Here is a 24,848-nt window from a genome sequence, read left to right as displayed (position 1 = left end):
AAAAAAATTCCGAATCATCAGATGTTTGCCGTAAAACATAGAGTGTGTTACCGAGTTACTAGGCGGGATCTATAAAAATTTGAGTACTTTACGTAGCGATTGAATTAACAAAATTTGGCCTGTACTATACCTGCGCACTCCGAGCATGGCAAAATCCGATTTTGCTCATGATTAAAAAATTAGCCTTAGTGAAGAAATGATGACAGAGCGGCTGTTTACAAAAATCAGTGGGGTAGTAGTGGCATGCGCCATCATGGCAGGTTGCGCAACTCAACAGGCTAATGTCCCGCCGACCCCTGATGTATTTAACAAGCAGTTGGCGGATGCCGACGCCGTCTCGAAAGCGGGCGATCAAGACAAGGCAATCGGGCTTTATCAGGATCTCGCAAAATCGGATCCGACGCGCGAAGAACCGTGGTCGCGAATCGCGCAAATTCAATTCACGCAACAGCATTACGGCCAGGCAATCGTGGCCGCGCAGGAAGCATTGCAGCGCGATCAAACGGATCGCCAGGCTAAAAGCGTTCTCGCAGTAAGCGGTTTGCGAATTGCCACGCAATCGCTCGGCGAATTGCGCCAGGATTCGGCGCTGGCCGGCGACGCGAAATCCGATGCCCAGGCGCTCGCGAAACAATTGCGCGACACGCTGGGCGAAGACGCTTTGTTCCCGCCCGAGCAGCAGGTGCAGAAGCCGGTTGTGAAGAAGCGGCGAGTCGTTGTGCGCAAGAAACCTGTAACGGCTGGCGCCGCGACGGATGCCAAGGTGGACACGGATGCCAAACCTGACGCAGCACCCGCGTCTGTCGCTCCGGCGCCAGCCGCGGCTCCGGCTCCGCAGAAAGCTGCCAAGGGCGGCGGTGCGTCCGACCCGTTCAGCGCGCTGCGTTGAGCCCATATTGAGCACATAAGCAGATCGAATACCCGTTCACGCCGGAACCACCGAGACCAGCCATGGCCAAGAAAGAAAGTATCCAGAAGCGCCTGCAAAAGATTCGACCGCCGCGCGTCCAGTTGACCTACGAGGTCGAGCGCGGCGACGCAATCGAAATCAAGGAACTTCCTTTCGTGGTTGGCGTGATGGGCGACCTCGCGGGACAGTCGGAAGTCGAGCAGCCCAGGTTGCGCGACAGGAAATTCGTCAACATCGATCGCGACAACTTCGACGACGTGATGAAGGGAATCGAGCCGCGTGCCGCGTTCCAGGTGGAGAACCGCTTGAGCGAAGCGGGCGGCAAGTTCGGCGTTGACCTGCGCTTCAATTCGATTGCGGACTTCGATCCGGACGCGATCGTGCAGCAGGTGGAGCCGCTTCGACGCTTGCTCGAAGCGCGGTCCAAGCTTGCCGATCTGCGCAACAAGCTCGCCGGCAACGACAAGCTCGAGGACCTGCTGAGCGAAGTGCTGCACAACACGCAGCAACTGCAATCGCTCGCGCATGACGCGGGCGGAGCAACCACGCCGGAGCACAACCGGCCGCACGACGACCAGCAGCGCGACTAACCAGCGGGGTGTGAAATGAATCAGCAAACGGCTGCGGCACAGGTCGGCACGCAACAATCCGAAGCGGCTCCGTCGCTGCTCGACGAGATCGTCGAGAAGAGCAAGGTCGCGAAGTCTCACTCCGAACACGCGCGCGCCAAGGACCTGATCGGCGAGCTGGTGAATCAGGTGCTCGGCGGCACGGTGGTCGTATCGAACAACTTGTCGGCCACTATCGATGCGCGTGTCGCCGAACTCGACCAGTTGATTTCCGCGCAACTGAGCGCCGTGATGCATGCGCCGGAATTCCAGCGCCTGGAGAGCACATGGCGCGGCCTCGACTACCTGTGCAAAGAAAGCAACACCGGCACGACGGTCAAGATCAAGGCGCTGCATGCGCCCAAGCGCGACATCGTGCGCGACTTCAAGACGGCCATCGAGTTCGATCAGAGCGCACTCTTCAAGAAAGTCTACGAAGAAGAATTCGGCACCTTCGGCGGCGCGCCCTTCGGTGCGTTGATCGGTGACTTCGAAGTGACGCGGCAGCCGGAAGACATGTACTTCATCGAACAGATGTCGCACGTCGCCGCTGCCGCGCACGCGCCGTTCATCGCCTCGGCGTCGCCGGAACTCATCGGCCTCGAAAGCTTTGCCGACCTTGGCCGGCCGCGCGATCTCGGCAAGGTGTTCGATACCGTCGAGTACGCGAAGTGGAAGTCGTTCCGCGATTCGGAAGACTCGCGCTACGTTGGCCTCACGCTGCCGCGTTTTCTCGGTCGCCTGCCGTTCAATCCTAAAGATGGCCAGACCGCCGAGTCCTTCAATTTCGTTGAAGACGTGGACGGCACGGACCACGCCAAGTACCTGTGGTGTAACGCTGCATGGGCGTTTGCTGCGCGCCTGACCGCCGCGTTCGACGACTTCGGCTGGTGCGCGGCCATTCGCGGCGTAGAGGGCGGCGGTCTGGTGGAAGACTTGCCGACGCACACCTTCAAGACGGATGACGGTGAAGTGGCGCTCAAGTGCCCGACTGAAATCGCGGTGACGGACCGTCGCGAGAAAGAACTGAGCGACCTCGGTTTCATTCCGCTGGTTCACTGCAAGAACTCCGACTACGCTGCCTTCTTCGCTGCGCAATCGGTACAGAAGCCCAAGAAATACAACACCGACAGCGCGAACGCCAACTCGGTCCTGTCCGCTCAGTTGCAGTACATCTTCTCGGTATCGCGCGTGGCGCATTACCTGAAGGCCATGATGCGCGACAAGATTGGCAGTTTCGCCTCGGCTCAGAACGTCGAAGTGTTCCTGAATCGCTGGATCTCGCAGTATGTGCTGCTTGACGACAACGCGACCCAGGAACAGAAGGCGCAGTTCCCGCTGCGCGAGGCATCCATACAAGTGGCAGAGATTCCCGGGAAGCCGGGTTCGTACCGGTCCGTGGCGTTCCTGCGTCCGCATTTTCAACTGGACGAACTATCGATTTCGCTGCGGCTTGTCGCAGATCTACCGAAGCCCGCTTCTTCCTGAACGGCATGACTGCGTGTGGCCTGGACGCCGTCCGGGCCGGCTATAAAACCACTCTATGGGGAGTCGAGGTATGAAGGACATCTACTTGAAGTTTGGCAATCCCGCGATCAAAGGCGAATCGCAGGACAAGGACCACGCGAACTGGGTCGAGATCGATTCGTGGAGCCACGCTATCACCCAGCCGCGCTCGGCGACGGCGTCCACTGCCGGCGGTCACACGTCCGAGCGTTGCGAGCATGGCGACATGGTGTTCACGAAGGACATCGACGTCGTCAGCCCGCTCATGTACCAGCACGCTTCCGGCGGCACGACATTCGACGAAGTCACCATCGACTTCATGCGCTCGGATGGCGAGGGCAATCGCATCAAGTACCTTGAAGTGAAGCTCAAGTACGTGATCATCTCCAGCATCAATCCGAGTATCAACGCGCCCGCCACGGCGGCCACGACGGGTTCCTCCACGACTGCCAGCCTGCCGTCCGAGCAGTTCTCGCTGAAGTATGCAGCTGTGCAGTGGAAGTACACGCAACAGAAGATCGGCGGCAACCAGAGCGGTAATGCGCAAGGTGCCTGGAGTCTGACCAAGAACGACAAGACCTACGCGGTCTGATCCTCGGGTTCCGAGGAGTTCCAGGGAGTTCCGGCGCATCCTGGCCGATGTTGCGACGCCTGGGGCCGGTACGCATCCGCGTCCGGCGCCGGCGTCGCTTTCGTACGCCAAGTTTCGTACGCAAGAAAAGCGGGGCTTCATGAAACGTTTTGAGCCGAGCTTTCTCGACAAACTGTTCGACGACGATCCGTACGAACCGGCTTCGGCCGCGCTGCGTCAATTGTCGCTTGAAGAACTGAAGAGCACGGTGGCCCGCGATGTCGAATCGCTCCTGAACACGCGCATCGCTTTCACGCAGGCCCATCTGGCTGCGTTGCCGGAATGTCAGTTCTCCATCCTGACCTATGGGCTTAACGACTTTGCCGGAATGAGCCTCGCAAGCCACTACGACCGCGTGTTCATTTGCCAGTCGATCCAGCAGGCTATTGCACGGCACGAGCCGCGTTTGCAGCAGGTATCGGTGAAGCTGGAACTGAACGAGCAGTCCACCAGCGCGCTCAACTTCGCGATCCGCGCCGTGTTGATCGTGCATCCGGCCGAAGAGCCGGTCAGCTTCGACGCCATGTTGCTGCCGTCCACGCTGCAATACTCCGTGACGCGTTCGCGGGCGAAGCTTTGAAGCGCGCCCGGAGCAGCGACCTTTAATGTGTCGTCTGGTTTTGATGTAAGGCAGCATCCGTGCAAGACGCGGAGACGGGGATTTGAGCAATGGAAGAACTGCTGCCGTATTACGAGCGCGAGCTGTCGTTCCTGAGGCGTTATTCGCGCGACTTTGCGCTTCGGTATCCGAAGATCGCAGCGCGTCTCGCCATGTCGGGCGAGCACGCGGAAGACCCGCACGTCGAGCGCATGATCCAGTCGTTCGCGTTGCTTGGGGCACGCATCAACAAGAAGCTCGACGACGATTACCCCGAGTTTACGGAAGCGCTGCTGGAAGTACTTTATCCGCACTACTTGCGGCCGTTTCCCTCGTGTTCGATCGCGCAGTTCGACCCGGGGCAGACGCTCGGCCAGCTCACCGGGACTGCCACGATCGAACGCGGGACCGAGTTGAAGTCCCGGCCGATTCGCGGCGTGCAGTGCCGCTTTCGCAACGCCTACGACGTCGTGCTGGCGCCGCTTGGTATTGTCGAGGCGAAGTACACACCGGTTGCATCGGCACCGAGCGCGACGGTCCTGCCTCGGGATGCCGCAGCACTGATCTCCGTCACGTTCGAATCGACCGCAGCGCAGCTCGACCTGGCTACGCTCGCGTTGGACCAGGTTCGTGTGCATCTGCACGGCGAACAGTCGTTCGTTGCGGCGCTGGCTGACTGCCTTCTCGTCAACACCACGGCGAGCTACGTTGAAGTAGATGGCAGCGGCAAGTGGAAAAAGCTTCAGGATTCCGCCGTCGAGCAATCGGGTTTCAGCGAGCGCGATGCGCTCATCGATTACCCGGAGAAGTCGCATCCGGCGTATCGCTTGCTGACCGAGTATTTCGCGTTCCCCGAGAAATTCAATTTCATCGATTTCGATTTCGCCGCGATGACGCGAGCAGGCGGCCGATGCAGCCGCATTACGCTGCATCTGGTGCTGAAGGAAATACGCAGCGACTCGCAAACCGCGCGGATGCTCGACGGTTTGTCGAAGGACCATTTGAGGCTGTTTTGCTCGCCGATCGTGAATCTCTTCAAGCAGCATGGGGATCCTATCCGTGTGACGCATCAGGCGGTGGCGTATCCGGTCATTTGTGACGGGCGCCGCGCATCCGCGTACGAGGTGTGCTCGATCGACTCGGTGCATCTCGTGCGTGAGCAGGCCGACGGCGAATCCGTAATCGAATTCCGGCCGTTCTATTCGCTGCATCATGGCGAAAGCGGGCAGGCGGGTCATTACTGGCTCGCTCGCCGCGACGACTCGGTTGCAAAAACGAGCCCGGGCTACGAAACGGAAATCTCCATTGTCGACATCGACTTTGAGCCGCTGCAGCCGCAGACGGACACGCTGAGTCTCGAGCTTACTTGCACCAATCGCGACCTGCCGTCGCAACTTGCCTTCGGGCTCGACGGCGGCGACTTGTTTCTGGAGGGCGACTCGCTCGTGAGCGGTGTGCGCATGCTGCGGCGGGCGACGCCGAGCGTGCGTTTTGAACGGGGCCGTGCCGCGCACTGGCGGCTGATTTCGCATCTCGCGCTCAATCACGTATCGCTCGCTCAAAGCGGCGTCTCGGCGCTCAAGGAACTGCTGCGCATTTATGACCTGCGGCGCACGGCCGTCTCGGCGCGGCATATTGAGGGCATCACCGCCATCGAACAGCGGCCGGCCATCCAGTGGCTTCCTGGCAAGCCGTTCGCCACCTTTGTGCGCGGCATCGAAATACGCCTCACGATCGACGAGCAGCATTTCGTCGGCACGAGCCTCGGCTCCTTCGTGCGTGTGATCGACACGTTCTTTGGGCTATATGTGCACCTGAACAGCTTTGTGCAACTGGTCGTCGTCTCGAAGCGGACCGGCGAGGAGATCCTGCGATGCAAACCCCGCAGCGGCGAATCGATCCTGCTGTAGTCGAGCGACTGCTCGACGAGCCGCATCGCTTTGAATTTTTTCAGGCGGTGCGCCTGCTCGAAATAGCGTTCGCGCGAGAGGCGGCCGATGACGGTCGCGCCCGCGGCGATGTCGTCGCCAGGCATGTCTCATTTCGCAACAGCTTGTCACTGTCGTTTCCCCCCAGTGAGATCCAGGCCGCGACATCGTTCGATCACGACAACACGGCGTTGAAGAGCAAGCTGGCCCGCACGCAAGCGTTGGCAAACGGGGGCTTGAGCCGGGTTGAAATCACGCCGGCCTTCTTTGGCTTGCTAGGCGTGCAGGGTGCGTTGCCGCTTGCTTATACGGAGCAGATTGCCGGCCGCGAGCAAGCGCATAAGGACTACGCGGCGCGCGAGTTTTTCGACATGTTCTCGAACCGCGCAACGGCGTTGTTTTATGCAGCATGGAAGAAGTACCGGCTGCCGCTTCACTACGAGATCGACCGGGACCAGCGCTACTTGCCGCTGCTGCTTTCGCTGGCGGGCGTCTCGCACGAAGAGACGCGTGCCGAGCTGCAGGGCGGACCGGGTGCGCTTTTCGACGAAGCCATTGCAGGTTATGCGCTTGCGGCGCGGCATCGGCCGGTGTCGGCTGCTTATCTGCAGCGCACCTTGTCTGATTACTTTGGCGTACCCATTCGCGTGGAGCAATTCATCGGCCGCTGGTATGACGTGCCGCGCGAACAGTTGAGCGTGCTTGGCGGCGTCAATGCAACGCTGGGCGCTACGGCGCTGGCCGGCCGGCGTGTATGGCAGCGTGACATGCGCGCGCGGCTGGTCGTCGGGCCGCTGTCGAAAAAGGACTATGAGGCGTTCTTGCCAGGCGCCGGGAATGCGCTTGCGCTGGAACGCATGTTGACACTGCTGGCCGGCGTAACGCTCGAATACGAGGTGTCCCTTGTGCTGCGTCGCGAGGAGGTCGGGCCGAGTCATCTGGGTCTCGGCGCGCGTCTCGGCTGGGATGCATTTCTCTGTACGAAGCGGGCGCGGCGAGATCGTGCCGACGCATGTTACGAACTTCACGTCGTCTCCTGACGCATCAAGAACCACGCAACGACATTACTGGACGTCCCTCATGAGCACGCCGCTAAAAACCCTGATCGCCAAGCTGAACCCGACCTGCCGTCAGGCAACCGAGCGCGCCGCGAGTGCCTGCCTTTCGCGCGGCCACTATGAAGTCGAGCTGGAACACCTGTTCCTTGCTTTGCTCGAGGAGCCGGCAAGCGACGTGTTGCTCGTCCTGCGTGCAAGCAACATCGATCAGGCGGCTGTCCGGCGCGACCTCGAGCGGGAACTGTCACGGCTGCAAACCGGCAACACGCGCACGCCCGTTTTTTCCGTTCACCTGATCGCGCTCTTCGAACAGGCATGGTTGATTGCATCGCTTGATTCGCAGATCGGACGGATCCGCTCAGGCCATTTGCTGCTTGCGCTGACCAATGCACCGGATCTCGCGCAGTTCGCGCAACGCATGTCGCCGTTGTTTGCATCGGTTCGGGTTGATCGGCTTAAACACGAATTCGATCAGCTAACCGAAGGATCGATCGAGGCGCAGGCACCCACGCCCGCTGAAGAGTCAGCGTCCTTGCCGCAGACGGGACCCTCCAAGACACCGGCGCTTGACACTTATACGAGCGATCTCACGGCGCGTGCTCGCGAAGGCAGGATCGATCCGGTGATTGGCCGTGAAGCGGAGATTCGCCAGGCCATCGACATCCTGATGCGGCGCCGCCAGAACAATCCGATCATGACCGGCGAGGCGGGTGTCGGCAAGACCGCCGTGGTCGAGGGACTCGCGTTGCGCATTGCCGCCGGCGACGTGCCGACGCCGCTACGTGACGTCGCCCTGCATGTGCTCGACATGGGTTTGCTTCAAGCTGGCGCGAGCGTGAAGGGCGAGTTCGAGAATCGCCTGAAGCAGGTGATCGACGAAGTGAAGAAGAGTCCGCATCCGATCATCTTGTTTATCGATGAAGCGCATACGATCATCGGTGCGGGCGGGCAGGCTGGACAGAACGATGCGGCCAATCTGCTGAAACCCGCGCTGGCACGCGGCGAGCTGCGCACCATCGCCGCGACGACCTGGAGCGAGTACAAGAAGTACTTCGAAAAGGACGCTGCGCTCGCGCGACGCTTTCAAGTGGTCAAGGTGGAGGAGCCGAGCGAGCCGCTTGCTGCCGCGATGCTGCGTGGCATGAGCGCGCTGATGGAGAAGCACTTCAACGTGCGCATTCTCGACGACGCCATCACGGAAGCCGTGCGCCTGTCGCACCGGTACATCAGCGGCCGGCAGTTGCCCGACAAGGCCATCGGCGTGCTGGACACGGCGTGTGCGAAAGTCGCGCTCGCACAGAGTTCGACGCCGGCCGTGATCGACGATACAAAGAAGCGCATCGAGCGAACCGATGTCGAGCTTGCCGCGCTCGAACGCGAAGCGGCAAGCGGCGCCGCGCATGGCGAGCGCATTGCGGTTTTGTGTGAAGCGCGTGCACAGGATGTCGAGTTGCTTGCCCGCGACGAAGCTCGGTTTCAGCAAGAGCGTTTGCTGGTCAACGAGATCGAAGAGTTGCGCCGTCAGATTGATTCGGCCCGCGACGGGCACACGCCGGTCGACCTCCAGACAATTCGCACAACGCTCGATGAGCGGGTGAACGAACTGCGTACGCTGCAGAGCGCGCAGCCGATCGTACCGCTTCAGGTGGATGGCCATGTTGTAGCGGAGATCGTTGCATCGTGGACTGGCATCCCGCTCGGACGCATGGTGAAAAACGAACTGCAGACCGTACTTAACCTGAAGGCGCTTCTTGCCGCACGGGTCATCGGTCAGGATCATGCGCTCGAGGCCATTGCCCAGCGCGTGCGTACTGCCAGTGCGAATCTCGAGGACCCGAACAAACCACGGGGCGTGTTCATGTTCGTCGGGCCGTCAGGTGTCGGCAAGACTGAAACCGCGCTCGCACTAGCCGATGTGCTCTACGGCGGCGAGCGCAAGCTCGTCACTGTCAACATGAGCGAATATCAGGAAGCGCATAGCGTATCGGGGCTCAAAGGTTCGCCGCCCGGATATGTCGGGTATGGCGAGGGCGGTGTGCTGACCGAAGCCGTGCGGCGCAATCCCTATTCGGTGGTGTTGCTGGATGAGGTGGAGAAGGCGCACCCCGACGTGCTGGAAATGTTCTTCCAGGTCTTCGACAAAGGCACGATGGACGACGCCGAAGGTCGCGAGATCGACTTTAGAAATACGTTGATCATCCTGACATCGAACGTCGGGTCTGCCGCGGTGATGACGGCTTGCCTCAACAAGCCCGACGACGAACTGCCGAGCGCCGACGCGCTGGCCGAGATGTTACGGCCTCAGCTATACAAGGTATTCAAGCCGGCTTTCCTTGGGCGCATGAAGGTCGTTCCGTACTATCCGATCCCTGACGACGTGCTGGCCGAGATCATCGAACTGAAGCTTGGGCGCATTGCGCGGCGGATCGAGGCTAACCACAAGGCTGTGTTCGAATGGGATGAAAGTCTCGTGGACGCGGTGCTCGCGCGGTGTACGGAGGTCGATTCGGGCGCGCGCAACGTCGATCACATTCTCAGCGGGACCTTGCTGCCGGAGATTGCCGGGCATGTGCTCGAACGCATGGCGAGCGGAGCGGCGATCAAGCGCATTGGTGCGGGCGCCGATGAGGGCGGCGGGTTCAGCTATGCGATCGAGTGAGGGTTCGAGCATGACCTACGCTCGTACCCCTGAAACAACCAAGATAGTTGCAGTACTAAACGTTTGAATTGAGTCATGTCAACGACCTCCGTCTTACTCGACCCTGTTTCCGCGTCGTCGCCTTGCGGCGATGACTTGCTGTTTTCTTCGGACTTCGACGCCGTTCAGCAAGCGCGCCGCTTTGACGATCCTTCGCTCGACCAGGGTGAGTGGGTCACCGAGATCAAGGAAGCCGACTGGCCCTTCGTGATTGAACGCAGCACTGTGTTGCTGAAAACGCAGACGAAGGATTTGCGTCTCGCGGTCTGGTTGACTGAAGCTCTTGCCATGCGCAACGGCTTGCCGGGACTCACCGACGGTTTCACCCTGCTCAAGGGGTTGTGCGAGCGCTTTTGGGACCACGTTCATCCGCTGCCTGAGGGGGATGATGCTGAATACCGCCTTGGCAACGTAGCGTGGCTTGTTGGCCGCAGTGCTGAGTTGTTGCGTGGCGTGGCGTTGACGGATGCTGGCGGAGAACGTTATAGCGCGCTTGACTGGGAGGTGGCCACGCATGCCGCGCAAGCGGTGAAGCGCGACCCTGAACATGCCGACGACATCATGCGCGGCAAGCCATCGGTCGAGGCTATCGAGGCGTCGCGACGAGCCACGCCTACGTCCTTTTATGCAGCGCTGCTTGGGCAACTGGCAGCTTTCGAAGTGGCGATGCTCGCGTTGGAGAAGGAACTCGATCACCGCGCGGGGGAGAGTGCGCCGAGCTTCCGGCGGGCCAGGGATGCGTACGAGACGGTGTACCGTCTGGCCGAGCGTTTCGCTCGTGAAAGTGGTGTCGGTGCTGCTGCCGAAGCACCGAAGCTGGTTGTTCGGGAAGCGCCGTTGCGCGTTGAGCCGTCATTTGAGCCGCAACCTGTTGCGCCTGGTCGTGAGGAGCCTGTGTTTATGTCGATGCCGATAACAGCAAGTGCGAGCGGTGCCCAGGCGCGGGCTCAAGCGGTGGCGCAATTGCGCGAGGTGGCCGCGTTTTTCCGGCGTACGGAACCTCACAGTCCGGTGGCGTATCTCGCCGATAAGGCCGCCGAGTGGGCCGATATGCCATTGCACGAATGGCTGACCACCGTGGTGAAGGACGATGCGTCGCTCGCGCATATTCGCGAGTTGCTGGGGGTGAAGGGTTTGCCGGAATAATCGTTTCGTTCGCGCCGGCAGAACCCTCTGGGTTCATCGGTACGAATGAAAACTCACTGAGCCCCTCATTGAGCCCCTTCACTGTCCCGCGCGAAACTCGATCCGTCTATTGCGCGCCCGGCCTTCATTCGTATCGTTCGATGCAATCGGCTGATCCGGTCCGACACCCGTCGTATTCAGCGTCTGCGGACTGATTCCTTTCGCGACCAGATACCCCTTCACCGCGTCCGCCCGTGCCTGGCTCAGCGCAACGTTCGAACTACGGTTGCCCGCGTTGTCGGTATGCCCAATGACTTCGACTGTGCGCGTTGTCATCTTCACCAGCACGGCTGCCATCTGATCGAGAATAGCCCGTCCTTGCGGCGTCAAAGTCGCGCTGCCAGTTTCAAATTCAATCGTGCGATTAGCCAACGTCCGGTCGAGTAATCCCTGTTCCGACGCCGTGACACGAAGGCCATTCTTGATCGTGTAGGTAGGGTTCAGTGAGTTGGCCATATCGCTTGCAATCTGCTGGCGTTGCGCCTCATTACGTACTTCGCCCTTCACATCGATCGCCGTACCGTCGATCCTCAACTGCCCCTTGCTGATCTGCTTCAACTGCGGGTTGATCAGCTTCTGCACATTGGCGCCCCAGTTCGGCGGCGTCGCTACATCGCCGATCTCGATCTGATCAACCACATTGCTCGCGCCATACGTATCGCGCAAACGCGCAAGCACGGCTGCCTTGGTCGCTTCGTCCGGAACGGTGCCGCCGGCCACGACCTGTCCCGGCACCGTGTTGGCCGTCGCAGGCGCCGAGACGATCGCACCCGTTGCATTGGGATTCTGCAAGGCCGGCGAAGCCGGAGCCGGCACTGAAGTCGCGGGTAACGCCGTGGTCTTCACCGGGTCGCCCGCGACCGGATTGACGGTCTGCGCATGCACGCTTAGCGCGCTGAACAGCAAGCACAGGGCTACGATCGAACGCATGCGCTCAAGCTCCGATGAAAACCTCGCGGAACGTGTCGATCGCGACACGCAGCGAGAGTTGCGGTTGATCGAGATAACTAACGAGCTTGCTGATGCCATGATCGTTTTGTGCATGTGCGTCGATCCACTCTGGATCGTCGATATCGATGTTGTGAGCCGCATAGACCTGTGGATCGACAATGCTGTGCAAGGTTTTCGCCGAGGCGCCGTTGAAGCCGACCACCAGCCGCTCGCGCGAAGCAATCGTGCCGATGAAGATCGCCAGTTCGAAATCAGCCTGCGAGACGAAGGGCGCGATCAGTTCGAGCCAGAGCGCCGCAACCAGGCTCCGGTAGAACGGATCGTTCGGCAGCGGCAGCGTGAGGCCGCGTTCGAGATGCGACGAGCCGCTTGCCATCACCGGCTTGAGCAGCGACCCGAGCGCAAGCATCGCGCCGCGCAGGCGTACCGGATGACCGTTTGCAAGCAGCATCTGCTCGAGGCCCGCGAGCGTCTGATGCTCGACGAAATCGGCGAAGGTGCCGTCGTGCGGATTGCGCTGCGAATCGATATCGACGGCAATCTGCGTTTCCGCCAGCGCTTGCAATGCGCCGGGCGGCTCGACGTCGCCGAGCAGCGGCTGCATCTGCGTCGCGATACGCGACCACAGGCGCGCGAAGGCGAGCGGGCTGCGCGGCAGGAAGCTCAGCGGCCGGTCGACTTCAAGCGCCGCCGCCGCGAGAAACGGAAAGCGGCGTTGCGACTGGTCGTGGCTCGTCACCATGTGGCCGGCAATGGCAAGCTTGCTCTGCGAGCCGAGAAAGGCGAAGTGAACCGGCTTGGCTTCGTCGTAGACGATCTTCCAGCGCGGATCTTCCGCGAGCAGTTCCATGCCTTGTGCCACATAGCGGTCGAGCGTGTTCAGCAATTGCGGATTGTTCGCACTCTTCACGAAGTCACCGCGCGATGGAATCTTGCCGAAGTACGCGACCTGCGCCTGTACGGTCTGCGTCATTGCGTGTCTCCAATAGCCGATGCCGCGGCAGCAGTTTGTCTGGATCCGGCCGGTGCCACGGGCACCGCCTTCATGCCCGCCGCGGCTGCAACGTCGGCTACCGATGAAGGCAGTTGCAAGCCGCGAAGGCTCTGTCGCTGAGGCTGATCTCCACTGCTGCCGCCACCGGCGCCGGCCGCCTGCGCCGAGCTGATGATCCGCATGCTCACCGAGATCGACACGCTGCCCTGCGTCCAGGTGAGATCGAAGGTGCCGTCAGGACGGCGCTTGCGTTGCGCCGCGTTGATCAGTTTCTCGAGACCGTAGCGGCCCGGCTCGTTGACCAGCTCGACCGTGCGGCCATCGAACGTGGTTGCGCTCAGATGCGCGCCGGGCGTTCCCTGCGGATTCGGCCACACGAAGTTGGTCCACTGCGGCGGCGTGTTGCGATAGCGCAGTTGCTGGCCGTCGATCTCGAAGGTGAATTCGGTCGTGCCGGAGCTCGGCTGAGGCAGGATCTGGAACACTGTCTGCGGTTCCGCCGAGCCGGCGCCACCGGCAGCGCCGGTCGATGCACCGCCGCCAAGCGGCGCGACCCAGCCCGCAAAACCGTTAGTGAATGCAGGCGTCAGCGCGAGGCCCATGTCACCCCAGGTCCGCGCGCTCAGCGCATCGCCGCGACGTACCGCGAGCGGTCCGAGGGTCGTCCCCACGAACTTCGCGATCGAGCCGTCCGGCCCGAACACCTGCGCAATCTCGCCGGCCCCTGCCTCCACCTTGCCGTTAGCCGAGAACGGATACTTGCCGGCGAGCGACGACTGGAATGTTTGATAAACCTGCGCGTTCCACACCTTGTTCACCTCGACGGAAGCCGGTTGGATGATCACTGCATAAGCCTGCATCAGCGGGCGCACGAGCAGGGGGCGCAAGCCTCTGCGCTGCGACTCGGTGAGGCCGTTGAGCATCTGCTCATCCACCAGTTTCAGCGAGTCTGCGAGTTCCGAGCCGCTGCCATCGAGTGTCTGCTGCATCAACTGGCGAGCACCCGGTCCCGGATCGCCCTGGTTCTTGAGGACGTTGAAGCGGGTTCGAACCTTGGAGAGCGAGTCCATGTAGTTCTGTAGCAGCGAGCCGCTGTCATGCTTCACGACAATGCGCGCGAGCCCGGAGAACTCCTGCCCGACCGGACCCATCGGCAGTTGCACGGGGCGGCCGTTGAGGTCGATGTTCGCGTTGATCGCACCGTTGGACGAGCGCGAGAAAAGGTTCGTGATCCAGCTCTTCGCACGTTCCATTGCGCTGGCCTTCGCGCGGTCGACTTGTACCGAGGCAAGCGACGGGTTGTCCCACGAAGTCTGTTCGTACGCGGTTTCAAGCACCTTGCGGATGGGCGAATCTTGCGGATCGCCGAGCCGGTTCATCGAATCGACCGCTTGCCCGAAGCTGCCGAAACTTTGCACCACGACACCCTGCATGAAGCGGGTCCACTGGGCCGCATACTCGGTCTTGTACATCGCGACGAGCGCCTTCTGGATTTGCTCGGGGCTGCCCTCGAGCGTCAGGTCGTCGTGTGCGGACACGTTGAGCACCCAGTCCTTCGCTTGCAGTTCCTTGGTCGCGGCATCACGGATCGCGGGCTGCACGTAGTCACTCCATGCTTCTCGCGTGAAGGTGCCGGGAATGGCGTAGCTGCCGGCGACCAGGCCGTTGTTGTCCTCGCCCACGATGCGCGCGACGGTCATGGGCGCGAAACGGGTGGAGGCACGGGCCTTGATTTCCTCATAGACACGTTCGCGAGCCGGCAAGCCGCGCACTACATGACGAAGGTTTTCGCGCGTCTGGTCGACGAGCGCCAGATTCGAATCGATCATCGGCCAGTCGTTGTCATTGACGCGCGACAGGTAGAACGTGAGCATGCGTTCGGCGCTGCGGATCATCTCGTCGCGCGGCATGTTGCCGCGATTCTGCTCCAGCCAGCCGCGCCAGAAACGGGCGACCTGATCCGTCAAATGAGCGGTCTCCGCATGCCGCTTGTCGCTCAGCATCAGGTAGGTCTTGAGCGCGTTGTAGGCGTCTTCCACGTTGGACGGCGAGGCGTCGTTATAGAGGCCGCCATTGTTGTTCGCCGCGGCCATCGCGTTGCGCGCATTCGCCGTCGATACCGCCATCGCACCGGATTCGGGCGGACGGGTCATGGGCGAAAGTTGCTCAGGATGCGCGTTGACGTCCTTCATGAACGAAGCAAGGTTCGCCGATACCGGCGCGAGCAGCAGTTGCTTCACCCCGAAGTAATACTCGGTGAGCAGATGCTGTTCGAGACGATCGCCCTGATACAGCCCGAGCGACACCGAGAGCGGCCGTTCACGCCGGAACTGGTCGAGCTGCTCGATGCGGTCTTCGAGGATGTCCATGGCTTCGAGCCGCGACTGCAGGTCGTTGCGGTTCTGCTGCAGCTTCACCACCTTGTCGAGATCGGCCGCGACATGCGATGCAAGCTGCTGGTTGCCAATGGTCGACCAGGTCCAGCCGCCAAGCAACAGTGCAAGGACGGCGACGAAACCGAAGAACGCGGTGTAGCGCGTGCGTGTCTTGATCGGACTCGCAAACTGGCGCACGGTCTCGCGATCCGCAAAGATGACCTTGGAGAACAGGTCGCGCAGGAAGAAGCCGTTCTTCGAAAACGCGCTTTGCGCTTTGGGCAATCCCTCGCCTTCCAGTCCGAAACGATGCGCAATGCGTTGTGTCGCCGCGCTGTTGGTCACGCCTTCCTGCAGTGCGCTGGTGAAATAGAAACCGCGGAAAATGGGTTTGTGCTGGAACGGATTGTTTTCGAACAGCGTCGCGAGAAAGGTGCGCAAGGTCGGCTTGATCGCCGAGAATTCGAGCGGAAAACTCAGTTGCCCCGGCGACAACTTGAGGCCGCGGTTCATCGATATCTGCGCGATACTGATTTCTTTCAGGCCTTCATGCAGTTCGTCGAAGCGTGTGTCGAAGAGGCCGACGACGTCGCGCTTTTCATCCGGCTCGTAGGGCAGGGTCGCGCCCCAGACGCGGTCGTATTCCTGTTTCTCGTTGCCGCTGAAGAATTCGGTGAAGCCGGTGATCAGGTCGGCCTTGGTGAACATCACGTAGACCGGTGCGAACACTTCCAGCTTCTCGGTCAGTTCCTGCACGCGCTGGCGCAGATTCTTGGCCAGGTTGATTGCAAACTCGGGACGATTGTTGGTGAGCTCGGCAATGCTCGCCGTAACAATGATGCCGTTGATCGGCGCCTTCGGCCGATAGCGCTTGAGCAGGCCGAGAAAACCGAGCCATTCGCTGCGGTCCTCTTCGTGAATGGAGTAGCGCCCGGCGGTATCGAGCAGGATGCCTTCAGTCGTGAAAAACCAGTCGCAGTTGCGCGTGCCGCCAATGCCGTGGACCACGGCATCGTTCTTGTCCGCGAAAGGGAATTGCAGGCCGGAGTTCAACACCGCGCTGCTTTTGCCCGCAGCCGGGTTGCCGATCACGATGTACCAGGGCAGCTCGTAGAGCGCAGCGCCGCCCGAGGCCTGGCCGATTTTCGATGTCTTGATGGTTTTGACCGCAGCCGACAAACGTGCGCGCAGCGTTTCCAGTTCGGCTTGCTTGCCCGGTTCCGCCGATGCATGCCCGCGGCCCGTTTCCGCCTGCTGTTCGAGCATGTCGCCCAGTTTCGCGTTGGCACGCCGCGTCTTGTGACGCTTCCACGCCCACGAGAGCAGCCACAACAGCGCCGCGACGCCGAAGACCATGGCGGGCCAGATCCAGTCGATCTGGAACAGGTCGGCAACGACGAAGAGGAATGCGGCCAGCGTGATGGCGCCGACGATGGTCAGCGTGCGCGATCGGGTCAACACGTTCAGGAAACGTCGCATAGTGCAGTCAGGTCTTTGAAGTTTTCATGGCAACCGCGCGAATGGCGGCGACGCAACGGCGAGCGCTGGAACAGGGTGTCCAGTGAAGCGTTCAATGCGCCTGCCCGATCTTGAAGCCAGGCTTGTGGTACTCGACATGGCCGAGATCCATCAATTTCCAGCGGCCGCCCCAGGTCAGCCCGACCGATTCGGCAGTCTCGCCATACAACTGATAACCCCGCATTGCCCAGGGATCCTTTTCGGAAATTACAATCTTCCCGTTTTGCAAGAAAGCGTTATCTGCGGCAAGGCCATATTGGTGATAGCTCTGAAACGCCCCGGCGTTGGTTATATTGTTCCCCATTTGCGCCAATCGATTCTGGCGTTCCGGGCTTCGGTATCCTTCCAATAGCGCCATTTCGTATCCATGTTGTTCGCGCATGATTTTGTACACGAGCAACAAACGCGTCCGAAAATCGGGATCCAGCAAATTCCAGTCGCGGCTTGCGTCCTTCAAGGCGGGCCGGACCTGCTCGACTTCGCGTGTTGCAAACACATCCGGTGGTAAAGGCGGCGGCGGAACAAGTTGCTCGCCGTTAAGAAGCGTTGCTATTTTCTCGTCGGGAACGCGCAGGTCTTCGTCATACTGGAACAATTGGCGCTGTTGCAATACCTTTCGCAATATGAGTGCGACTAATGGCGGCGCGACAAGAATACCCGCGGTGGACAAAATCAGCAAGCGCTTGCCGACAACAACACGATGCGCATCGATTACCGAGCTGCGGGAAATTTTGACCGAATAAGCCAGTCGATCTTTAGCAAAGGCCCGCCTGGCGGACGCCCGGATTCGCAGGTTGTCAAACCATTGAAATAAAACTCTGAATGCCGCCGACCGCAGTCCTGGCAAGAACACCAGTGCGGCTATTGCGACAACAATGAGGAAATACGCGAAAATTGCGACTGCGATCACGGTCTGCCCCGGAATTTCTGGCCGTTGTATTTTGTAATGCTTGCTTTTAGAATCAGGCGTCCATTGAACCACTGGAAGCCGCTTCCGGCGTATTATCCGGGAAAATTTAATCAAGTATCAACGAGACATTTTAATGAGTGTGCCGGACCCGTCGAATTCCAAAGCGCCGCCTAGCCTCCTTTCCGGCAAGGAGAAGGCCGAGCACGCAAATAGCTCCCGAATTCTTGCCAGTCTTGAAGGGCGGGTGGAAAGCGGGCCAGAACGCCCGCGGCGCTCTAAATCGGCTTATGCGCTGCTGGCTCTTTTGATAGCGGGCGCGGCCGCGTGGGGTGGTTGGCATTATCTCCGTGATGCACGGACTGATTCTCGGACCAACTCCCCGACTGATTCTTCAATAAGCGCCCAGGCCGGTGCAAATGGAAATAAAACAGTTGCCGTAGCAGGTGCATCCACCCAGCCGGCGAGTGCCGCGGGTAATACCGCGGCAGCGCTCAAGGCCACCAGCGGCGCGACCGTGCAAGTTGCAGGTGCCCAGGCTCCGGCGGTGACTTCGCAGGCAGCCTCGATCGTCGCGGCCGACGACAATGCGACACTGAAGACAACGGGCCGGATTGCGAGCGCGCTCGAGAACGGCGCATCGGAGGAACTTGCAGCGTCCGCTGCGGCACCAGCCAACAAGGTGGCGAACACGACGGATGTCTCCGGCAAGAAGGCCACGAAATCTGAGAAGACGACCGTCGCACAGGGCGACGCGAAGGCCGCCAGGAAATCATTGAGGCAGGATGTGCGCGAAGCACGCGACAGCAAGACGCCCAGGCAGGAGACGCTTGCCGCGCAGGACAAGAAGCGCCCGCCCGCGCAAAACGCGGGCAAGCCGGAAGATCAGGACGTCGACCTGCTTGCCGCGCTCGTCTCGCGCACCAAACCCTACACGCCGCCCGCTACGGACAAGCGTGATACAGCTGCGACCAAACTGTCCGCGAAGGCCGACGCGGGACTGGCCGCCCGCTTGAAAGAATGTGGCAAGGACAACTTCTTCACGGACGAGATTTGCCGCTGGCGTGTCTGCGACGGACACTGGGGCAAGGACCCCGCGTGCCCGGCAGCGTCGACAACGAACAACAGCCGCAATTAGGAAGGAGTAAATTGGGTCGGGGTGCACATGGCGCGTAAAGCCAGGAGGGTACCCGGACACCTTCCACGCATAGTTGGCAATGACACATCCTCATGCAACGCGCGCCGAATTGCTGGCCGCCTCGGTTGATCCCCGTTCCCCCGACACTGAGTTGTTCGCCACGCTGATTGCCGCGCACGATGAAGCTTCGTTGCTGGGGTTGTCGCAGGAACAATTGGCGTCGCTATACGGTCGGCACTTTGGCGCGATGCGCTCGCCGAGCGTGGGCATATCGATTCGGTCGGCAGAGCAGGCCAGGTTCGTCACCATGCTTAACGCCTTCCTGCTAAGTCATGCAAGCGGCGTCACTGACATGGCCGATACCGAATGCCTTGCATCGATCATCGCCCATGCGTGCCTGAGGCCGGATCATCTGTGGCGCGATCTCGGGCTTACCGGCCGCGACGAAGTCACGGACATGCTCAGCCGGTATTTCCCTGCGTTGGTGGCACGCAATGTGGACGGGATGCGCTGGAAAAAATTCCTCGCGCGTGAGCTTGCGCTGTCGCTCGGCATGACGCCGCAGCCGGCGCCGGGATGTCCAGGCTGCGAGGATTTTGGCTTGTGCTTCGGCGATAAAACGTGAAGGGCGCGGTTCCTCGCGGTCATCAAGCGAGCTAGTAAAGTCGCCGAGCATGGCTCCGCCGTGCTCGTGTATGCTTTCGCGCATGGCTAAATCCATCAAAGATCCAGCGACTTCCCTATCCCGTCAGCCTGAAGTGCGTTTCCGCATGCGCATTCGCCAGGCGGATGCCGTGGCAATCGGCCCCGGGAAAATTGATTTGCTCGAGGCCGTGCATCAACATGGTTCGATCTCGGCTGCCGCGCGCAGCCTCGGCATGTCGTACAGGCGCGCGTGGTTGCTCATCGACGAACTGAACCGCACGCTCAAGGCGCCCGCAACGTCTTCGGAAACGGGCGGCTCGGCGGGTGGCGGTTGTGTGCTGACGCCCGTCGGCGAAAAGATCGTGCGGCTTTATCGTGAGATTGAAGCAGAAGCGGCCAAGACCTGCGCGCCGCAGATTTCTGCGCTGACCAGGCTGATGAAGCGCTGATTCAACGTAAAGCTTAGCCGTGCCGCAGGCAGAACCTCGAGGCCGGCGGCGTATTGCCGGACTGCGACGACGCCCGGCCGAGCCGCGTCATCAATTCGACAAAGCTTGCCACGCTCGCGGTTCTCAGCGGGTGATAGTCGACCTGATGACGGTCGCATACCCGCTTGAGCAGATTCATGGAATCGTGGTCGATACAGTCGACCGGAAACACGACAATATCCGCGCGCGGAAGGGCTGCGGCGAACATTCCCTTGCGGTCTTCTATACCGCCATCGTGCACGACAAAATCGCCTCCCGCCGATTCCACCAGATGCCTTAACGCTGCATTTGAACCGGGACGGCCGCCTACATAAACCACGCGCTTGCCGCTCAGATTCGTCAGGTCCGGGGTCTTTGAACCGTTTGAACCGGTTTCGTCTCCCGGTGCCGCCAGCGCCTGCTCCAGCGCGTTGCATTCGGCCTGGACCACGTTGAGCATGGCGATGGTGTCGTCCAGACGCTGGCTCAAGGTCTGTGCGTAACGCTGTTCATCGAGCGCGCGTTGCTCGGCGGTTTCACGGCGGCTCGTGTGAATCGCGAGGCGCTCATCGCGCGCGGCCAATGCTTCGCGTAGGGCAATCACTTCAGCTTCCAGGCTTGCCGCCGATGTACCTGGCGAGCGCTCGGCTTTCGCGGACAGCTCGGCTACTTGCGCGCTCAGGTGGCGTATTGATGCATCGCGCTCCGTACTCAATTCGTGCAGCTTGTCTTGCTGGCGTTCTATCTTGTCCTTGAGCGCCGCGTTTTCTTCTTCGAGCGCAACCAGCCGGCGTATGTCCGCCCGGTTCGCCGCGCCCACCAGATGCGACAACATATGCAGGTCGCCGAATGCCGCCTGGCGCACGCTCATGATGGCGTGTGGATGCGTCATCACCGCCCAGTACGCGGGCGGAATATCGCCGCTCTTGAGCGCCTCTTTCCAGAGCGCCAATAGTGCTTCCGTACTCTTCGCCGTTTCGAAGCGGCGCACGGCGCCGGCGTAACGCGCATCGAGTGCTTTCTGCAGTGCCTTGGCGCCCGGGCCGCCCTCTATGGCCAGCTCCACCGCGGCATGATGAATCTCCAGGTCGGTGGCGTGTTGCCGATCGAGATCCGTAAACTTCGGCACGAGTTTTCTGAGCTCGTTGGTGCTCAGGCAGGTTCCGATGATCGAGCAATGCAAATGCGAGTCCAGATCCGTCAATCGTGCCCGGCGATGCGGATTGCGAAGCTGCGCGTCGGTAGGCGCGCAGCAAGCGTCCGTCAGGCTGGCGTAAGTGCCCGCAGCGCTGGTCGATTCATTGGACGGCGTACGAGCAAGGCGGAAGGGGGGAACGGATTGCACATTCACCTCGAGTCGGTCTGGATTTCAAGCGGCTGAACAGACAACGGCCCTCAGCCTGTTCGATGAACGGATATCGAAATATACCATTGAATATAACGATGAGAATTCGGACATTGGTTTAGGCGGAGTTAATACTGGCTCGTCTTGACGTGTAAGGGGCGCTGCTCAGACGGGCACGCCGCTGCTTGCACGGTCCCGATAGTGCCGCTCCAGCACATGCTCGACGCACAGGCCGACAAAGTTGGCGTCCAGGCGTTCGAGGCCTCGCGCGACGTGTTGAAGGCTGGCGGTGTCGCTGCCGGGAGAAGACTGGAATACCAGGTCCCGTTGCTGTTCCGCCGACCGTGCGGCTTCTATTGCAAGCGTCAGGTCATCGAGGCGGCTGAAGCCGAGTGCTCGGGCATGGTCTTCAAGCGACGATAAAAGGTCTCCGAGCGACTGGCCGGTCGTGGCCTCGAGGGAACGGGCGTTACCGCGGATGTCCTCCAGCATGAGGACAAAACGGGCCACGCTGGCGCGCAGGTTCCGGAACGCATCGACTACTTCCCTGATCGCCTCGGTACGCTCGGGGTCGCGCGCCGAGTTGAGCGGCGTGATCGCGACCGACAGGTTGTGCCGGAGCGGGACGGAAGCGGGATCGCGGGGTGTCGATGCCTGTTGCCCGGACATGGGGAAATCCTCGAGATGCAAATGGTTGGGTCGGTTTCTTTGCGCCGGCAGGGCGAAAACCGAACGCAAAAGAATAGTACCGTGATATTCCGTAGAATATAACGAATGCGGATTTTTTGCCTTGGGGTTCGTGCTGGCGCTAGACTGCGCTTTGCAGGTTTTGAGGTTTTTGGATGTGACTGAGATGCGCTGCCGGGCGGCTACGCACTAGATGGGTCGATGCAGTGACCTAAGCCATAAGAGGCTCGTTTTTCGAATGGGGGTAAAGCCGTATCGGTCAGGTGTAACGCTGCAGCGGCCGCGGACTTGTTCCAATGAAAACAAGCCGCAGCCGACACCACTCCATTCAAAACGCGGGCAAGGTCGGCCGGGTTTCAATCGAACGCTTGATCAGCGCTTCCACCGCGAGGCGTTCGTCGCCTGCGAGCGGCAAGCGCGGCGGCCGGACGGGTTCCGTGCCCAGGCCAACCATTGTTTCGGCCAGCTTGATGTTCTGCACCAGCTTCGCCGAGACGTCGAGCGCGAGCAGCGGCGCGAACCAGCGGTAGATTGTGCGAGCTTCTTCCAGGCGCCCCGCCTTAAGCAGTTTGAAGATTGCCACGGTCTCTTCGGGAAACGCGCACACCAGCCCCGCGACCCAGCCATGCGCACCCATTAGGCACGCTTCCATCGCGAGGTTATCGACGCCGCAAAAGAGCGCGTAGCGATCGCCGACTGCGTTGATGAGGTCCGTGAAGCGGCGCACGTCGCCGGCCGATTCCTTGATCGCGACGAGTTTCTTTTCATCGGCGAGTTCGGCGAACATGTCCGGTGTTACATCGACGCCATACGCGAGCGGGTTGTTGTAGACCATGATCGGCAATGGACTCGCGCTGGCGACCACACGGAAGTGGTTGAGCGTCTCGCGGCGGTCCGATAAATATCGCAATCCCGGCAGCACCATGTAACCAGCCGCGCCGTGTTTCACGCCGAGTTCGGCCTGGCGGCAACCGTCAAGCGTGCTGTTTTCCGCAATCGTGAGGAGGACCGGCACGCGTCCCTGCGCTGCATCGACGGCGATATCCAGCACGTCCAGCTTTTCATCGAGCGAGAGCGTAGACGCTTCACCCAGCGATCCGCAGACGATGATGCCGTCGACGCCTGCCGCAATCTGCGCCTCGATATTCTTCTTCGTCCAAGCTTGGTCTATGCTGAAATCCGCATTGAACTTGGTGGTGACGGCGGGCATAACACCTTCCCAGATATGCGCCATGGTAACTCTCCTCAAAGTGATCGGTTGAGAGCAGTCTAAGCATTGCAGAAAGAGCCGTCTTGCATGTTGCGCGCAATTACGATGCCGATTTCGGCACAACTTCGAGGATTGGCGTTTTGCTTGCTCCGGGCCGGATCAGGTTGAAACACCGCTTATCCTGACGCTTTAGCGACCGGATAAGGCTGCATCATATATGCCGAAATCGGCATCAAATCCGCTTAGCGGCACCAAGACGCGCGCCGTCCGAATTTCTACGATGACAGCATGAAAATCCTACACTTTATCGACTCGCACACGGGTGGCGAACCGACCCGCCTCGTCACGTCGGGCGGACCGGATCTTGGCGGCGGCACGCTGGCCGAGCGCCTCGAAAACCTTCGCACGAAGCACGACAACTGGCGCGCGGGCGTGGTCACCGAGCCGCGCGGCTCGGACGTGATCGTGGGGGCATTGTTATGTGAACCGGATGACCCCGAATACGCGGCGGCTGTCATCTTTTTCAATAACGTCGGGTATCTCGGCATGTGCGGTCACGGCACGATCGGCCTGATTGTGTCCCTTGCTTACCTGGGGAAGATCCAGCCGGGTTCGCATCGGATCCAGACGCCTGCGGGAGTCGTGGAGGCCACGCTTCATCAGAACGGCAGCGTGAGTGTGCGTAATGTGCCGGCGTATAGATACCGGCGCGCAGTCCCGGTTCAGGTCGACGGCTACGGATTGCTGACGGGCGATATTGCCTGGGGCGGCAACTGGTTTTTCCTCGTGGCCGATCATGGCCAGGATCTCGTTGTAACGAATCTGGCCAGGTTGACCGCGTTCACCCATGCCATTCGCGAGGCACTGCAAGCGCAAGGCATTACGGGCGCGGACGGTGCGGTGATCGACCACATCGAACTGTTTGCGGACTCGCCGCGTGAGGGAATCGATAGCCGCAATTTCGTGCTGTGTCCCGGCAGCGCTTACGATCGTTCGCCATGCGGCACGGGCACGAGCGCGAAAGTCGCCTGTCTCGCCGCGGACAATAAACTGGCCGAGGGTGAGGTGTGGCGGCAGGAAAGCATCATTGGCAGCGTGTTCGAGGCGAGCTATCGGCGCTCGGGCGAACGTGCCGGGCAAGCGGTGATTCCGACGATCACCGGACACGCCCACATCATGGCCGAAGGCGGTTTGTGCTTCGACAACACCGACCCGTTCGCGTGGGGTATCCCCGCTGCATGATCGCCGACAGGGCTGTCGTGTCCCACAGCGGCCAGCTCGCGCGGGCGCCCCCCATCTAGCCCCAGCGGCCAACCCCAAGCCTCCCTGTCGTCAACACCAATTTTGACGGACGTCTGTCGCCTCTATAATCGGGCGCAGTGCGGTGCGCGCCAATGCATGCGGCCCTTGCGCACCCGACGACGCCAGCGAGACGCGAATGACCATTACAACGGACCGTCCGGCGCACGCTGCGCACGAACACGGCGCC

20 protein-coding genes are annotated in these 24,848 nt (G+C 60.9%); 13 read left to right on the top strand and 7 right to left on the bottom strand.

All coding sequences use genetic code 11. The annotated features are described in order from the left end of the window. Nucleotides 1-199: 199 nt before the first annotated feature. The 9 genes from EOS_RS12310 (at nt 200) to tssA (ending at nt 11,083) form a co-directional block, all read left to right on the top strand. Nucleotides 200-889 carry a tetratricopeptide repeat protein gene (locus tag EOS_RS12310; protein WP_047846927.1) on the top strand — a complete coding sequence of 230 codons (690 nt, stop codon included), beginning with the start codon at nt 200-202 and terminating at the stop codon, nt 887-889. Nucleotides 890-951: 62 nt separating this feature from the next. Further along, nucleotides 952-1,500: a type VI secretion system contractile sheath small subunit gene (gene tssB / locus EOS_RS12305; protein ID WP_047846926.1), complete on the top strand. Its 549-nt coding sequence runs from the start codon at nt 952-954 to the stop codon at nt 1,498-1,500. 15 nt (nt 1,501-1,515) lie between these two features. Next, entirely contained in the window at nt 1,516-3,006 is a 1,491-nt protein-coding gene (tssC, locus tag EOS_RS12300; RefSeq protein WP_047846925.1) for a type VI secretion system contractile sheath large subunit, read from the top strand. Nucleotides 3,007-3,076: 70 nt separating this feature from the next. Then, entirely contained in the window at nt 3,077-3,616 is a 540-nt protein-coding gene (locus tag EOS_RS12295) for an Hcp family type VI secretion system effector (protein WP_047846924.1), read from the top strand. Nucleotides 3,617-3,755: 139 nt separating this feature from the next. Beyond that, nucleotides 3,756-4,235: a type VI secretion system baseplate subunit TssE gene (tssE, locus tag EOS_RS12290; RefSeq protein ID WP_047846923.1), complete on the top strand. Its 480-nt coding sequence runs from the start codon at nt 3,756-3,758 to the stop codon at nt 4,233-4,235. Nucleotides 4,236-4,324: 89 nt separating this feature from the next. Beyond that, a complete protein-coding gene (gene tssF / locus EOS_RS12285) occupies nt 4,325-6,163 on the top strand; it encodes a type VI secretion system baseplate subunit TssF (RefSeq protein WP_047846922.1) in 1,839 nt (612 codons plus the stop codon). Further along, nucleotides 6,127-7,221, top strand: coding sequence for a type VI secretion system baseplate subunit TssG (gene tssG, locus EOS_RS12280; protein ID WP_047846921.1), 1,095 nt, complete (start codon nt 6,127-6,129; stop codon nt 7,219-7,221). The genes tssF and tssG overlap by 37 nt, the downstream gene beginning before the upstream one ends. A gap of 40 nt (nt 7,222-7,261) precedes the next feature. After that, a complete protein-coding gene (gene tssH, locus EOS_RS12275; RefSeq protein ID WP_047846920.1) occupies nt 7,262-9,898 on the top strand; it encodes a type VI secretion system ATPase TssH in 2,637 nt (878 codons plus the stop codon). A gap of 75 nt (nt 9,899-9,973) precedes the next feature. Beyond that, nucleotides 9,974-11,083, top strand: coding sequence for a type VI secretion system protein TssA (gene tssA, locus EOS_RS12270; RefSeq protein ID WP_047846919.1), 1,110 nt, complete (start codon nt 9,974-9,976; stop codon nt 11,081-11,083). Between the two features lie 78 nt (nt 11,084-11,161). On the opposite strand, the gene EOS_RS12265 is transcribed toward tssA, so the two are convergent. The 4 genes from EOS_RS12265 to EOS_RS12250 all read right to left on the bottom strand — a co-directional run bounded on the left by EOS_RS12265 (nt 11,162) and on the right by EOS_RS12250 (nt 17,870). Next, a complete protein-coding gene (locus EOS_RS12265; RefSeq protein WP_047846918.1) occupies nt 11,162-12,052 on the bottom strand; it encodes an OmpA family protein in 891 nt (296 codons plus the stop codon). Nucleotides 12,053-12,056: 4 nt separating this feature from the next. Continuing rightward, nucleotides 12,057-13,046, bottom strand: coding sequence for a type VI secretion system-associated protein TagF (gene tagF, locus EOS_RS12260; RefSeq protein ID WP_047846917.1), 990 nt, complete (start codon nt 13,044-13,046; stop codon nt 12,057-12,059). Continuing rightward, nucleotides 13,043-16,921 (bottom strand): type VI secretion system membrane subunit TssM, encoded by a 3,879-nt coding sequence (tssM, locus tag EOS_RS12255; RefSeq protein ID WP_047846916.1) that lies wholly within the window; start codon nt 16,919-16,921, stop codon nt 13,043-13,045. Before tssM ends, tagF begins: the two co-directional genes overlap by 4 nt. A gap of 91 nt (nt 16,922-17,012) precedes the next feature. Then, nucleotides 17,013-17,870, bottom strand: a complete 858-nt coding sequence (locus EOS_RS12250) for a M15 family metallopeptidase (RefSeq protein ID WP_047846935.1) — start codon at nt 17,868-17,870, stop codon at nt 17,013-17,015. Between the two features lie 544 nt (nt 17,871-18,414). On the opposite strand from EOS_RS12250, the gene EOS_RS47010 reads away from it, so the two are divergent. The 3 genes from EOS_RS47010 (at nt 18,415) to EOS_RS12235 (ending at nt 20,099) form a co-directional block, all read left to right on the top strand. Further along, nucleotides 18,415-19,005 carry a hypothetical protein gene (locus EOS_RS47010; protein ID WP_160312483.1) on the top strand — a complete coding sequence of 197 codons (591 nt, stop codon included), beginning with the start codon at nt 18,415-18,417 and terminating at the stop codon, nt 19,003-19,005. Nucleotides 19,006-19,084: 79 nt separating this feature from the next. Further along, nucleotides 19,085-19,630 carry a nitrogen fixation protein NifQ gene (locus EOS_RS12240; RefSeq protein ID WP_047846914.1) on the top strand — a complete coding sequence of 182 codons (546 nt, stop codon included), beginning with the start codon at nt 19,085-19,087 and terminating at the stop codon, nt 19,628-19,630. A gap of 82 nt (nt 19,631-19,712) precedes the next feature. Beyond that, complete coding sequence (locus EOS_RS12235; protein WP_087881927.1) at nt 19,713-20,099, top strand: winged helix-turn-helix domain-containing protein; 387 nt, start codon at nt 19,713-19,715, stop codon at nt 20,097-20,099. A gap of 13 nt (nt 20,100-20,112) precedes the next feature. Here EOS_RS12235 and EOS_RS12230 read toward each other — a convergent pair whose 3' ends face one another. The 3 genes from EOS_RS12230 to EOS_RS12220 form a co-directional block, all read right to left on the bottom strand. Further along, nucleotides 20,113-21,462, bottom strand: coding sequence for a DUF2325 domain-containing protein (locus EOS_RS12230; protein ID WP_047846934.1), 1,350 nt, complete (start codon nt 21,460-21,462; stop codon nt 20,113-20,115). Nucleotides 21,463-21,627: 165 nt separating this feature from the next. Then, nucleotides 21,628-22,131 carry a hypothetical protein gene (locus EOS_RS12225; protein WP_047846912.1) on the bottom strand — a complete coding sequence of 168 codons (504 nt, stop codon included), beginning with the start codon at nt 22,129-22,131 and terminating at the stop codon, nt 21,628-21,630. Nucleotides 22,132-22,477: 346 nt separating this feature from the next. Beyond that, the gene (locus tag EOS_RS12220) at nt 22,478-23,383 is read right to left on the bottom strand and encodes a dihydrodipicolinate synthase family protein (RefSeq protein ID WP_047846911.1); all 906 of its coding nucleotides are present in this window, start codon (nt 23,381-23,383) and stop codon (nt 22,478-22,480) included. 264 nt (nt 23,384-23,647) lie between these two features. Between EOS_RS12220 and EOS_RS12215 the strand changes: the two genes are divergently transcribed. Further along, nucleotides 23,648-24,601 (top strand): 4-hydroxyproline epimerase, encoded by a 954-nt coding sequence (locus EOS_RS12215; RefSeq protein WP_047846910.1) that lies wholly within the window; start codon nt 23,648-23,650, stop codon nt 24,599-24,601. Nucleotides 24,602-24,848: the final 247 nt, after the last annotated feature.

Source organism: Caballeronia mineralivorans PML1(12), assembly GCF_001028175.1.
In the GTDB taxonomy this organism is placed as follows: Bacteria; Pseudomonadota; Gammaproteobacteria; order Burkholderiales; family Burkholderiaceae; genus Caballeronia; species Caballeronia mineralivorans.
Note: the sequence above shows the minus strand (reverse complement) of the source record. Positions and strands in the feature narration are given on the sequence as shown.